Below are 13,291 nucleotides of genomic sequence, written 5' to 3'. Positions count from 1 at the left end.
TCGCGAGGGGGCAGCAAAGGAGCCCTGGCGACAGGGCAGGGTTGGCGGGACATCGCTGCCCCGCCATGGCCGTTACTTCTTGTTTTTGGCCATCCAGTCCTGCTGTTCCTTGGTCAGGAACGCAGCCCACTCGTCGGCGATGTCCTTCGCCGTGCGCTGACCGAGGAGCACCTCCTGGACATTCTTGACCGAGACCTGGTCATAGAAGTTGCCGAGGTTTTCGAGATGCACCGGCGGCGTCACGAACTCGAACTTGTCGGGATTGTTCAGCTCCTCGAACCAGCCCTTGAACTGCTCGGTCTTGAAGTGCGGATCGTCGGCGGCGCTGTTGTGGATCGGCAGCACGCCGACTTCCTTGGCCCAGCCGATATTGTTTGCCGGCGAAAGCAGCGTCGACATCAGCTTCCAGGCGTCGTCCTTGACCTTGGAACTGGCGAACATCGACCACCCGGCATAGCCGAGCGTCGGATAGGATTTTCCAGACGGACCGGCCGGCATCGGGGCCACGGCGAAGTCTTCCGCCTTCATCTTTTCGGCGATGCCGATCAGCGCGTCCGGATCCTGGTCGAGCATGGCGCACGTGCCGGAGTAGAAGCCGGTGACGATCTCGTTGAAGCCCCAGCTGACGCTGTCCTTGGGCGCGTAGCCTTCCTTGTAGATGTCGGCCAGCATCTGCAGGCCCTTGACCGAGCCTTCCTCGTTGATGGTCGAGGTGCCGTCCTCGTTGAAGTAGCCGCCCTTGCCGTTGGCGATGTTCATGAACATCTGCACGCCGTTGAAGCCGCCGGGGCCGCCGCGCATGCAGTAGCCATACTTGCCTGGAATGGCTGAGATCTTCTTGTTGGCGTCCATGAACTCGTCGAGCGTCGTCGGCGCATGGTCGAGGCCGGCTTCCCTGAACAGCTTCTTGTTCCAGAACATGGCGCGCAGGTAGTAGCCGTAGGGAAGCATGTACTGCTTGCCGTCGACGACGGAACCGAACTGCTTGGCGCGGTCGCCGAGCGTTGCGGCGTCACCCCACTTGGCCATGTAGGGCGTGAGATCCTCGAGCTGGCCGTTGGTGCCGTAGAGGCCGAGCCAGCGCTCGGGCATCTCGACGATGTCGGGCGTGTCGCCGGCCTGGACCATGGTCAGGAATTTTTCGAAGGCCTGACCCCAGGGCAGCGAGACGAGCTCGACCTTGATGCCCGGATTGGCGGTCTCGAATTCGGCGATCTGCTTTTTCAGGAATTCGGTGCGCGGCGGGCTGGTGATGACCTCCACCATCTTGATTGTCGAGTCGGCGAGCGCCGACCCCGCCGACAATGCGAGGCCCATGGCCGCCGCGAACAACACTCCGTGCTTCTTCATTCCAGTCACTCCCATTCTTGGATCTTGAAGTTATTTTCTTGTTGCACTCTCGAAGGCCCGACTGACGTCGGCCCAGAGATCCTCCACGTTTTCCAGCCCGATATTCAGCCTGATGGTTCGCGGGCTGACCCCGAACCGGCCGATCGAATTGGCATCCGGCGTCTGCTGCAGCGAGGCGAGCGCCGGCACCACGAGGCTTTCGTGACCGCCCCAGCTGACGCCGATGCGGAACAGTTTCAGCGCGTCGGTGAAGGCAGGCACGTCGATGTCGTCGGTCACCTCGAAGGAGAACAGGCCGGAATAGCCAGTGAGCGTCTTCTTGCCCGGATGGTTGGAGAAGGCGGGGTGGTTGACGCGCTCGACATGGCCGTGGCCCTTCAGCCGTTCGGCAATCGTCAGCGCGCTCTTCATGTGGTGCGGCAGGCGCAAAGGCAGCGTGCGCAGTCCGCGCAGCAAGAGCCACGCCTCGAAAGGCGACAGCTTGGCGCCGAGATAGGGATAGGTGCGCTCGTTGATGCGGCGAATGTGCTCGGCCGAGCCGGCGACGACGCCGGCAACCGTGTCGCTGTGGCCGCCGAGATATTTCGATGCCGAATGCATGACCACGTCGACGCCGTGCAGGATCGGCTTCTGGAACAGCGGCGTCGCCCACGAATTGTCGATGACGGTGACGATGCCTTGCGCCTTGGCGAGTGCCGTCAACACCTCGAGGTCCTGCAGCTCGAACATCATCGAGGTCGGGCTTTCGAGATAGAGCATCGCCGCGCCCGGCAGTGCTGCCTTCACCGCGTCCGGGTCGGAGCCGTCGACATAATCGACCTTGATGCCGAGATGCGGCAACAGCCGCTCGAACAGGCGGTAGGCGTCGCCGTAGCAGTTGCGGATGGCGACGATGCGCTGACCCGCGCCGACAAAGGCAAGCACGGTCGAGCTGATTGCCGCCATGCCGCTGGAAAATCCGCGCGCCGCCTCGGCCCCTTCAAGGGCGGCGATCTTGCTCTCGAATTCCATGACCGTCGGGTTGTTGCCGCGCGAATAGATCGGCTTGGTGCTGCGCCCGGCAAACACGTCCGCCATCTCGGCATAGCTGTCGAAAGTGAACAGCGATGTCTGGTAGATCGGCGGAACCACAGCGCCGCCGGGGAACGGCTCGTCATGGGCCAGCAAGGTCGCCGCCTCGGCTATGAAATCGCGCTCGAACTCGCTGTTCATTTGTATCCCGCACGTTTGAGATTGGCGTCGCCGCGGCGTAGGTCGGCCTCGACGGTGGCGATCAGTTTCAGCGCTTCGCCGCGCGCTCCTTCGGCGTCGCCAGCCGCAATCCGCTCGTAGACCGTGCGGTGATAGGGAAAGCTGGCGTGGCCGAAATCGCGGACGCCCAGCGGATGCTCCCAGAAACGGTGGAACAGCTCATGCATTGCCGAGATGATCTGTTCGAACAGCGGATTGCCCGACACGCGGTAGATCGCCTGATGGAAATCCCAGTCTTCGTCCGAGGACATGCCGGCGCGGCTGTGGAAGGCTTCTTCCATGACCTCGAGCTTCTGGCGGATGATCTCGACTTCGGCCGGACCGGCGCGCAGGGCGCACAGGGCGGCGGCTTCGGCCTCGAGGCCACGGCGGATTTCCAGCGTGTGCATCAGGCTTTCGAAGTCGTTGCCCGAGGCAAATGTCAGCGGCAGATGCAGCATGTCGCGCGATACCGCCGCCTTGAGATAGGTGCCGCTGCCCTGGCGGCGTTCCACCAAGCCAAGTCCTTCCCAGCGCGTCAGCGCCTCGCGCACGGTGGTGCGGCTGACCTTCAGCCGCTGCGACAGGACGCGCTCGGTCGGCAACCGGTCGCCGGGCTTGAGCTCTTCGTGGATGACGAAGTCTGCCAGCACGTTGAGGACTGCATCATCGCGCGCAGTGGCTTGGAGGGGAGGCAGGTCGAGCACGTCGCGGCCTTCAAATGGTACAATGGTCAGACCAATTTGTGCATGGCCAGTTGCGGCTGTCAATCGCGAATGTCAGGACAGTTCAGGAGCGACTGACCGGGCACCGGTCGTGGGCAACTGATACGAGGCGTCTGGCGATGCTGGATGCCGCGTCGAGATGAGTGTTGTTGACGGTCGTGGTCAACTGGTCGGCAGGGTCATCTTTGCAATGGTTTCAAAGCCTTGCGGACAATGCGATGCACAATAGGCCGCCTCCGAGGTCGGAGGGCGACCTATTGCGACAAGACAGTCAGCTGGGCGACGAGGGTCGTAGCATCGGAAAACGCAGGCACGGCCTGGCGCCCGCGCGACAGCTGATGTTTTCAGGCGTAGCGCGACAGAGCGAGGTCGGAGACGTCGATCTCGGGACGGACGCCGCCGATCATGTCGGCCAGCACCCGGCCCGAACCGCAGGCCATGGTCCAGCCCAGCGTGCCGTGGCCGGTGTTGAGGTAGAAGTTGTCGAACTTGGTGCGTCCGATGACCGGCGTGCCATCCGGCGTCATCGGCCTCAGCCCGCTCCAGAAGGTGGCGCGGCTCTGGTCGGCGGCGCCGCCGAACAGGTCCTCGACCGAGAACTGCAGCGTTGCCTTGCGCGACGGCGACAGGTCGGTGTTGAAGCCGGCGATCTCGGCCATGCCGCCGACGCGGATACGGTCGCCGAGGCGGGTAATGGCGATCTTGTAGGTATCGTCCATGATCGTCGACACCGGCGCCTTGCTCTCGTCGACGATAGGCACGGTGATCGAATAGCCCTTGACCGGATAGACCGGGACCCGGAGGCCCAGCGGCTTGACGAAGGACGGCGTGAAGCTGCCGAGTGCGCCGACGAACATGTCGGCCTCGACATCGCCTTCCGAGGTGCGGACGGCGACGATGCGCTTGCCTTCCTGGCGCAGGCTTTCCAGCTTCACATTGTAGCGGAACTCGACGCCGAGCTGTTCCGCGAGTTTGGCCAGCTCGTTGGTGAACTTGAAGCAGTCGCCGGTCTCGTCATTCGGCAGGCGCAGGCCGCCGGCGATCTTCTCGCGCACCGGCGCCAGGCCCGGTTCGGCACCGACGCAGCCGGCGGGATCGAGCACTTCGTAAGGCACGCCGTCGCTCTGCAGCACCTCGATGTCCTTGGCCATGCCGTCGAGCTGCTTCTGGTAGCGGAACAGCTGCAGCGTGCCCTGCGTGCGGTGGTCATACTGGATGCCGGTATCGTCGCGCAGCGCAATCAGCTGGTCGCGGCTGTATTCGGCGAGGCGGACCATGCGGCTCTTGTTGAGCGCGTAGCGGGCCGAGGTGCAGTTGCGCAGCATTGCCGTCACCCAGCGCCAGGTCGAGACGTCGAGCATCGGCTGGATGATCAGCGGCGCGTGCTTCATGAACAGCCACTTCATCGCCTTTTGCGGAATGCCGGGAGCGGCCCAGGGCGAGGCATAGCCGGGCGAGATTTCGCCGGCATTGGCAAAGCTGGTTTCCAGCGCCGGACCGGCCTGGCGGTCGAGCACGGTCACCTTGTGACCCTGCTTGGCCAGGTAGTAGGCGGAGGTGACGCCGATGACACCGGCACCGAGAATGACTATGCGCATGATTGCCCCTGTGGTTTAGCGCGCTGCCGGGCTGAGGTAGCGGCGTCTGTAGCGCCGGCCCAGGCTGGTCAGGATTTCGTAGGAAATGGTGCCGGCATCCGACGCGATCATTTCGAGCGTCTGGTGCGGGCCGATCAGTTCGACCATGTCGCCAAGCTTCAATGTTCCGGTCGGCAAGCCGGTGACGTCGAGAATGATGCTGTCCATCGACACGCGCCCGACGATCGGCAGGCGCACGTCACCGAACCAGGCAGCGCCTGAATTGCTGAGATGGCGCGGCAGGCCGTCGGCATAACCTGCGGCGATGGTGGCGAGCCGCATTTCGGACCTGGCGACGAAGCTTGCCCCATAGCCCACCTCGGCACCCGCCGTCACGGTGCGGGTCTGGACGACGCCGACGTCGAGGCGGACCACCTGCTGCATCGGATTGACGCCCTCGCCGAGCGGCGCGCCGCCATAGAGCGCTATGCCCGGGCGGGCGAGATCGCCATGAAAATCGTCGCCCAGGAAGATGCCGGCGGAATTGGCAAAGGACAGCTTGGCATCGGGGAAGCGTGCGCGCACGTCCCGCATGCGTCCGAGCTGGCGGGCGTTGGCATCATGCGCCGGCTCGTCGCCGCAGGCGAGATGGCTCATCACGATGTCGATGTGGATACCGTCGAGCCGGTGTGGTTCGGCGATCAGAGTTTCCAGCTCCTGCGGCTCGAGCCCGAGCCGCGACATGCCGGTGTCGGCCTGGAGTGCTGCCGGCAACGTCACGTTGCGCGCCCTTGATGTGGCCGACCAGTTGGCGACCTGTTCGAGCGAGTTCAGCACCGGCACCACGCCGAGGTCGGCGCAATCGGCCTCGCTGCCCGGCATCAGACCGTTGAGCACCAGGATGCGTGCGTCAGCAGTGAGATGCGGCTTCAGCCTGACCGCTTCGATGAAATGGGCGACGAAGAAGTCGCGGCACCCGGCGGCGTATAGAACCGGGGCAACCTCGGCCACGCCGAGCCCATAGGCATCGGCCTTGACCACCGCCGCGGTCCTTTCAGGCGCGTTGCGCTGGCTCAGCTGCCGATAGTTCTCGACCAGAGCGTCGAGATCGATGGTCAGCACGCCGCATGCCGCACGGCTCTCAATGTCGCTTTGCACGCCCATTGTCATATCAGGAAATTGTCCTCACCTTCGCCAAAGAATATCGCAATGATCGGCGAAAATCTTGCCAATGTGATGATGATCATGCGAACTGTGCGTAATCTGTGCAATTTTCGAAGCGTTGTTGAAAGGAACAGCGATGCCCTCTCTGGACGCCATCGACCGCGGCATCATCCGGGCATTGCGCGCCAATGCGCGCGTCAGCAATGCCAGCCTCGCGGCCGAGGTTGGCCTGTCGCCATCAGCCTGTCTCAGACGGGTGCAGTTGCTGGAGCAGGAAGGGGTCATCAGGGGCTACACCGCGATCATCGGCAATGCCGCGGCCGACGAGGGCATCGCCGTCATCGTCCAGATCACGCTGGAGCGGCAGACCGAGGAGTATTTCAACCGCTTCGAGCTCGCGGTGCGGCGCTACCCCGAGATCAAGGAGTGCTACCTGATGACCGGCGATTCCGACTATTTCCTGCGTGTCGAAGTGGCCAGTGCCGGCGATTTCGAGCGCGTGCACAAGGAGATCCTGTCAGCGCTGCCGGGCCTCGCCCGGATCCATTCGAGCTTCTCGATCCGCAACATCCTGCAGTCGAAACGGCCGAAGACGTCTTGAAGAAAAGCCGGCGCCCTGGTGGTACGCCGGCTTTGTTGTCAGTGTCAGACGGCTGACTGGGTCACGAATTTGGTGACCAGATAGGCTTCGAGCGCTTCGGTGCCGCCTTCCGAACCGTAACCGCTGTCCTTGACGCCGCCGAACGGCGTTTCGGGCAATGCCAGGCCGAGATGGTTGATCGTCAGCATGCCGGTTTCGATCTCGGCGCCGAGGTCGGTGACCGTCTTGTTCGACTTGGTGAAGGCATAGGCCGCGAGGCCGTAGGGCAGGCGGTTGGCCTCGGTGACGACGTCCTCGAAGGTCCTGAACGGCATCACCAGCGCCACCGGGCCGAAGGGCTCCTCGTTCATGATGCGCATGTCGGTGCGCACGCCCGACAGCACCGTCGGCTCGAAATAGGAGCCCTTGTTGCCGATGCGCTTGCCGCCAGTCTCGAGTCTGGCGCCGTCGGCCACCGCCTCGGTGATCAGCTTTTCGACCGCTTCCAGCCGGCGTTCATTGACCAGCGGGCCCATGCGGCTGCTGGCCTCCAGGCCGTCGCCGACCTTCACGCCCTTGGCATGCTCGACGAACTTGCCGAGGAAGCGGTCGTAGGCGCCTTCCTGGATCAGGAAGCGCGTCGGCGACACGCAGACCTGGCCGCCATTTCGGAACTTCGACGCGGCGAGCGTCGCTGCGGCTGCGTCGACATCGGCGTCGTCGAACACCATCGCCGGTGCATGGCCGCCAAGCTCCATCGTCGCGCGCTTCATGTGGGTGCCGGCCAGCGCCGCCAGATGCTTGCCGACCGGTACAGAGCCGGTGAACGACACCTTGCGGATGACCGGATGCGGCACGAGGTAGCCGGAGATTTCGGGCGGGTTGCCATAGACGAGGTTGAGCACGCCGTCGGGCAGGCCGGCATCCCTGAACACGTCGGCAAGGCAGGCCGGCGACGCGGGCGTCTCTTCCGGCGGCTTGACGATGATCGAGCAGCCGGTGGCAAGGGCTGCGCCGATCTTGCGCGCCGCCTGCGAAATCGGGAAGTTCCAAGGCGTGAACGCTGCCACCGGACCGACCGGCTCCTTGACGACGATCTGCTGGATGCCGGGCCCACGGGCCGGAATGACGCGGCCATAGGTGCGGCGGCCTTCCTCGGCGAACCAGTCGAACAGGTCGGCTGAGGAGAGCACTTCCATCTTGGCTTCGCCGACCGGCTTGCCCTGTTCCTGCGTCAGCAGTGTCGCGATCGCATCGGCGCGTTCGCGTAAGATGTCGGCGGCGCGGCGCAGCACCTTGGATCGGTCGTAGGGCGACACCTTACGCCAGATCTTGAAGCCGCGCTCGGCGGCGGCGAGTGCCCGGTCGAGGTCGCCCTTGCCGGCCGAGGCGACCTTGCCGATCACCTCGTTGGTGGCGGGGTTGTAGACGTCGATGGTCCTGCCGCCTTCGGCCGCCGTCCATTTGCCATCGATGAACAATTTCACTTCGGGGTACATGCTGTGTCCTTGCTGGGTCGTTCGTGAGCGGGTGAAGATGGGGCAGGCGTCGCCGGGCGGCGGGTCACGCCTCGAATGGTGCGCTAGACATAGGTTCGCTTCAGCTTCCGTGCCACCAGTTCTGCGATTGCCAGCGACGAGGTCAGCCCCGGGCTTTCGATGCCGAACAGATTGACCAGTCCACTGACGCCGTGGACCTCCGGGCCTTGGATGACGAAATCGGCAGCCGGCTCGCCGGGCCCGACAAGTTTGGGGCGGATGCCGCAGTAGGTCGCACTCAGGCTGTCGTCGGCGAGGCCGGGCCAATATTTCCGGATCTCGCCATAGAAGTGGTCGGCCCGTCGCGGATCGACCGTGTAGTCCTTGGTCTCGATCCACTCGACATCGGGGCCGAAGCGCATGCCGCCATTGAGGTCGAGCGTCAGATGCACGCCGAGCCCGCCCGGTTCAGGCACCGGATAGATCAGCCGTGAAAACGCCGGCTTGCCTGACACCGAGAAGTAATTGCCCCGGGCATAAAGCAGCGCAGGCACGAATTTCGGGGCGAGCCCCGCCAGCGATGCGGCGAGCCTGTTCGCGCCAAGGCCGGCGGCGTTGACGACATGCCGTGCTGCGATCTCGAAACCTGCGCCGCTCGAGCTGTCCAGTGTCTGCAGCACGAAACGGCCCGCTTCGATCCGGCCGGAAACGATCTCGGTGTTGAGGCTGAGTAAGGCGCCATGCTCCTCGGACTCACCGAGCAGTGACAGCATCAGTGCATGGCTGTCGACGATGCCGGTCGATGGCGACAGCACGGCGGCGTGGCAGGCAAGAGACGGCTCCATCGCTTGCGCTTCGGTGGCGTCGAGCAGCACGAGGTCGTCGACGCCGTTGGCCCGAGCCTTGTCGATGATGCCTTTCAGCGTCGGCACCTGCTCCGGCAGCGTTGCCACGATCAGCTTGCCGCAGCGCTTGTGCGGAACGCCGCGCTCTGCGGCATAGGCGTAGAGCATGTCGCGGCCTTTGACGCACAGCTCGGCCTTCAGGCTGCCCTCGGGATAGTAGATGCCGGCGTGGATCACTTCCGAGTTGCGCGAACTGGTCTCGGTGCCGATGGCATCAGCCGCTTCGACGACGATCGTCTCCATGCCGCGCCGGCTGAGTTCCCGCGCCACGGCGAGACCAATGACGCCGGCGCCGGCGATGATGCAGTCGACCGTCTCCATGGTCAGCCGGCACTCCCGGTCGGCTTCAGCGCCGCGAGCTGCTCGATGATGGCCGAGCTTGCGCCGCGGATGTCGTCGACGATGGCGCGCTCGGCCCGGTCGGCGTCTCGGGCCTCGATGGCTAACAGGATCATGTGGTGATAGCCGATCATTGCCCGCCCGCCATGCTGGTAGGACGCCGCGATCATCGGCCCCATCTGCAGCCACAGCCGGTTGAGGATGCCGCGCAGCACGGTCATGCCGGCGATCTCGGCAAGCGCAAAATGGAAGGTCTGGTTCAGTTCCAGCGCCGCCGGCCAGTCCGCCGCGGCAATGGCCTGCTCGTTGCGCGTGACGAGTTCGCGCAGCCGCTCGATGTCCCTGGCCTCGGCCTTCAGCGCTGTCTCGCGCGCGGCAAGCCCCTCCAGCTTCATCCTGATCTGACGGATTTCGAGATAACGCTCCAGCGTCATGACAGGCACGCGTACTTCGCGCGCCGACTTCTGCACCAGCGCCTCGTCCTGGATCAGGCGCAGTATGGCATCGCGCACCGGTGTCACCGACGTACCCAGCGACTGCGCCAGGTCGCGGATGGTCAGGCGCGCGTCGGGCGCGAAGCGTCCCTTGATCAGCGCGTCGGACAGCTGGCCGTAGACAATCTCGCCGAGATTGTCGTGCTCAACCATCTGCAAGGCGAAGCCTTCGGTCATCGGTTTCCTTCGCTCATCTGCTCATTGTCCGGGCTCGCATGGCGCCGGGGTCAGGTCGCGTGCCCCTTTGTCGGTACTGGGCAGCTGCGGCACCCTGGCCTTATCTGGCCTGCCCGTGCCGCTTCTCTGGCCCTTGACATTGGTCCACACGAAAAACATGATGCATCAAACAACAATTTACGGATTTTGCAAGCGGTCGCTGACCGCGAACGCAAGATCATCGACATCGTCGCCCTGCCGGCGACGCTTCATCCAGTGAGGAACGACAATGGACAGCCAGCCGAATTCGCCCGAGGCGCGCGACAAGAAATTCCACATGCACGCCTACACCAATGCCCGCCGCCACCAGGAGGTCGGCCCGCTGATCATCGAAAAGGGCGACGGCATCTATGTCGAGGACATCTCGGGCAAGCGCTACATCGAGGCGATGTCGGGACTGTGGAGCGTCGGCGTCGGCTTCTCCGAGAAGCGCCTCGTCGATGCCGCAACGAAGCAGATGGCCAAGCTGCCCTACTACCACAGCTTCACCCATAAAGGGCACTCGCCGCTGATCGACCTCGCCGAGAAGCTGGTGACGATGGCGCCGGTGCCGATGAGCAAGGCGTTCTTCACCAATTCCGGATCCGAGGCCAATGACACGGCCATGAAGATGATCTGGTTTCGCTCCAATGCGCTCGGCCAGCCCGAGCGCAAGAAGATAATCTCGCGCAAGCGTGCATATCACGGCGTCACCATCGCTTCCGCCAGCCTCACCGGCCTGCCCAACAACCATCTGTCCTTCGACCTGCCGATCGCCAATGTGCTGCACACATCGTCGCCACACCACTGGCGTGAGGCGCTGCCTGGCGAGACCGAGCAGCAGTTCTCGACCCGTCTCGCCGACGATCTGGAAAAGCTGATCCTCGCCGAGGGCCCCGAAACCATCGCCGCCATGTTCGGCGAGCCGGTCATGGGTGCCGGCGGCGTCGTCGTCCCGCCGGCCGGCTATTGGGAGAAGATCCAGGTCGTTCTCAAGAAGTACGACATCCTGCTCGTCGCCGACGAAGTCATCTGCGGCTTCGGCCGCACCGGTAACATGTTCGGCTCAGAAACCTACGCCATGCAGCCCGACATCATGGTCATGTCGAAGCAGATCTCGTCGTCCTATCTGCCGATCTCGGCGCTGATGATCAACGACAAGGTGTTCGAGCCGATCGCCGACGAAAGCAACCGCATCGGCACCTTCGGTCACGGCTTCACCGCCGGCGGTCATCCGGTCGCCGCCGCCGTTGCGCTCGAAAATCTCAAGATCATCGAAGAACGCAATCTGGTCGCCAACGCCCGCGAGGTCGGCGCCCACATGCAGAAGCGCCTGGCGAAAATCGCCGCGCACGATCTCGTCGGCGAGGTCCGCGGTGTCGCCCTCATCGGCGCCATGGAGCTGGTCGCCGACAAGGCAACCAAGGCGCCATGGGGCTCCGCTGGCGCACTTGGCGGCCTGGTCAACGGCCTGCTGCAGCAGAATGGCATCATCTCCCGCAACATGGGTGACGCGCTTGCCTTCTGCCCGCCGCTGATCATCAACGACAAGCAGGTCGACGACATCTTCGACGCCGTCGAGAGGTCGCTCGACGAGGCAGCGAAGCACGTCAAGGCCTGATCGTCGATTCAACCAGGCAACAGCAAAAAGCCCGCCATCCGGCGGGCTCAGACTGCTGACAAACCCCGTCGAATTTCGGCGGGGTTTTGTTTTGTGGGTTGATTGAGCTTTTGGATTGATTTCGGGGAGCAGATGCCGGTGCCGTTGCGAGCCGGCTTTGGCCTCATGCGAGGCTTGGTTTTGGCTTTGGCCAGAGGCTGATTGCGATCTTTTTCATGTTCTGGGCGGCGGCTGCGATCAGGCACTGGCAGGCGACGCGTGTTCGCCCTCGGAAGCGGGCATAGCGATGGCCGAAGAGCTGCTTGGCATCGGCGAAGGATCGCTCGACCGTCTCCTTGCGGCGTCGATAGATCGCCTTGCCCCATGCGGTTAAGCGGTTGGCATCGACCCGCTCGCGGACATCCTGCCAGACATGGCGCGTGATGGTGCGCTCGGCCTTGGCGTTTGATGTGCAAGACGCCAGCAGCGGACAGTTGCGGCAGATCGTCGGGTCGCTCCTGTAGTGGCGATAACCGCCGCGATCGGTGGTGGCGTAAGTGAGCAACTGGCCCTGCGGGCAACGATAGCCGTCAAGGTCCGGCTCATGGACGAAAGCGCCCTTCCTCATCTTGCCAGGCTTTGGCCGGGTCGGGTTGCGATAGCCGACGACACCGTGGATGTTGCTGTCCTCCAGGCCCTTGGCGATGCCTGGCGTGGCATAGCCGGCATCCAGCCCCGCCGCCGTGACGTCGAAGCCGAAACGCTCCACCTGGCGGTCGAGCCGGTCGAGATAGACGATCGAGTCATGCACGTTGGCCGGCGTGGCAAACGTGTCGGTGATGATGCCGAAGCCGCCATCCACCGTGCGGTGATCGAGATAAAAGAAGCCCTTCGGCTTGCCCTCGCGCACCATATAGCCAGCCTCAGGATCGGTGCGCGAGACCTTCGTCTCTTTCACCGCAGGCTGCCGCTCCTGCTCCTTCAGCGCCTTCTGGCCGTGCAGCGCCCGTTCGGCATCGATCGCCCGGTCGAGCTCGCCCCAGTAGTCGGCACGCGACTTGGCGACCATGGCAAGGTCGTACTTGCCCTTGTTGGCATTGGCCTTCAGGTGCGTGCTGTCGGTGTAGAGCACCGTGCCGTCGACCAAGCCTGCCCCGATCGCCTGCTCGACAATGCGGTCGAAGATCGCCTGCGCGATCGTCTCGTCCTGGTAACGCCGGCGTCGGTTCTGCGACAATGTCGAGGCGTCGAACACCTTGTCCGTCAGCTTCAGCCGCAGGAACCACCGGTAGGCGACATTGACCTCGATCTCTCGCACCAATTGCCGCTCCGAGCGCACCCCGAACAGGTAGCCGATGAACAGCGCCTTGAACATCAAAGTCGGATCAAGTGGCGGGCGACCATTGTCGGCGCAGTAAAGCGGCGCTGTCAGATCGTGGATGAACGAGAAATCGATAACACCATCGATCTTGCGCAGAAGGTGATCAACTGGAACCAGTTGATCGAGCGTGACGATCTCAAGTGCGGTTTGTTCAGGGCCGGCTCGCTTCAACATCACCCACTGAATCACAAACCCCCAACTCTCGCCAGGGGTTTGTCAGCAGTCTGAGCCCGCCATCCGGCGGGCTTTTTTTGTTTGGGCGCGCGGCAGGTA

11 protein-coding genes are annotated in these 13,291 nt (G+C 63.8%); 2 read left to right on the top strand and 9 right to left on the bottom strand.

Translation table 11 applies throughout. From position 1 onward, the window contains the following. Positions 1–72 precede the first annotated feature (72 nt). The 5 genes from H5P29_RS03390 to alr all read right to left on the bottom strand — a co-directional run bounded on the left by H5P29_RS03390 (position 73) and on the right by alr (position 6,052). Complete coding sequence (locus H5P29_RS03390; RefSeq protein ID WP_154387175.1) at positions 73–1,350, bottom strand: sugar ABC transporter substrate-binding protein; 1,278 nt, start codon at positions 1,348–1,350, stop codon at positions 73–75. A 30-nt stretch (positions 1,351–1,380) separates the two neighbouring features. Further along, positions 1,381–2,562 carry a PLP-dependent transferase gene (locus tag H5P29_RS03385; protein WP_154387174.1) on the bottom strand — a complete coding sequence of 394 codons (1,182 nt, stop codon included), beginning with the start codon at positions 2,560–2,562 and terminating at the stop codon, positions 1,381–1,383. Then, a complete protein-coding gene (locus tag H5P29_RS03380; RefSeq protein ID WP_067965845.1) occupies positions 2,559–3,287 on the bottom strand; it encodes a FadR/GntR family transcriptional regulator in 729 nt (242 codons plus the stop codon). Before H5P29_RS03380 ends, H5P29_RS03385 begins: the two co-directional genes overlap by 4 nt. A 362-nt stretch (positions 3,288–3,649) precedes the next feature. Next, positions 3,650–4,903 (bottom strand): D-amino acid dehydrogenase, encoded by a 1,254-nt coding sequence (locus H5P29_RS03375; protein WP_154387173.1) that lies wholly within the window; start codon positions 4,901–4,903, stop codon positions 3,650–3,652. A 15-nt stretch (positions 4,904–4,918) separates the two neighbouring features. Beyond that, the gene (alr, locus tag H5P29_RS03370; protein ID WP_067955456.1) at positions 4,919–6,052 is read right to left on the bottom strand and encodes an alanine racemase; all 1,134 of its coding nucleotides are present in this window, start codon (positions 6,050–6,052) and stop codon (positions 4,919–4,921) included. A gap of 130 nt (positions 6,053–6,182) precedes the next feature. Between alr and H5P29_RS03365 the strand changes: the two genes are divergently transcribed. Next, positions 6,183–6,647 (top strand): Lrp/AsnC family transcriptional regulator, encoded by a 465-nt coding sequence (locus H5P29_RS03365; RefSeq protein ID WP_067955455.1) that lies wholly within the window; start codon positions 6,183–6,185, stop codon positions 6,645–6,647. 44 nt (positions 6,648–6,691) lie between these two features. Here the strand turns inward: H5P29_RS03365 and H5P29_RS03360 are convergent, their stop codons facing one another. The 3 genes from H5P29_RS03360 to H5P29_RS03350 form a co-directional block, all read right to left on the bottom strand. After that, positions 6,692–8,125: an NAD-dependent succinate-semialdehyde dehydrogenase gene (locus H5P29_RS03360; RefSeq protein WP_154387172.1), complete on the bottom strand. Its 1,434-nt coding sequence runs from the start codon at positions 8,123–8,125 to the stop codon at positions 6,692–6,694. A gap of 83 nt (positions 8,126–8,208) precedes the next feature. Continuing rightward, positions 8,209–9,330: an NAD(P)/FAD-dependent oxidoreductase gene (locus tag H5P29_RS03355; RefSeq protein ID WP_154387171.1), complete on the bottom strand. Its 1,122-nt coding sequence runs from the start codon at positions 9,328–9,330 to the stop codon at positions 8,209–8,211. Between the two features lie 2 nt (positions 9,331–9,332). Then, on the bottom strand, positions 9,333–10,019 hold the full coding sequence (locus H5P29_RS03350) for a GntR family transcriptional regulator (RefSeq protein ID WP_154387170.1): 687 nt from the start codon (positions 10,017–10,019) through the stop codon (positions 9,333–9,335). 268 nt (positions 10,020–10,287) lie between these two features. On the opposite strand from H5P29_RS03350, the gene H5P29_RS03345 reads away from it, so the two are divergent. Beyond that, the gene (locus H5P29_RS03345) at positions 10,288–11,658 is read left to right on the top strand and encodes an aspartate aminotransferase family protein (RefSeq protein ID WP_067955449.1); all 1,371 of its coding nucleotides are present in this window, start codon (positions 10,288–10,290) and stop codon (positions 11,656–11,658) included. A gap of 163 nt (positions 11,659–11,821) precedes the next feature. On the opposite strand, the gene H5P29_RS03340 is transcribed toward H5P29_RS03345, so the two are convergent. Further along, positions 11,822–13,192 (bottom strand): IS1182 family transposase, encoded by a 1,371-nt coding sequence (locus H5P29_RS03340; RefSeq protein WP_185910237.1) that lies wholly within the window; start codon positions 13,190–13,192, stop codon positions 11,822–11,824. Between the last annotated feature and the right edge of the window lie 99 nt (positions 13,193–13,291).

The sequence above is a fragment of the Aminobacter sp. MDW-2 genome (genome assembly GCF_014250155.1).
Classification (GTDB): Bacteria; Pseudomonadota; Alphaproteobacteria; order Rhizobiales; family Rhizobiaceae; genus Aminobacter; species Aminobacter ciceronei.
The sequence above is the reverse complement of the archived record's forward strand: the minus strand, read 5'-3'. Positions and strand labels throughout refer to the sequence as shown.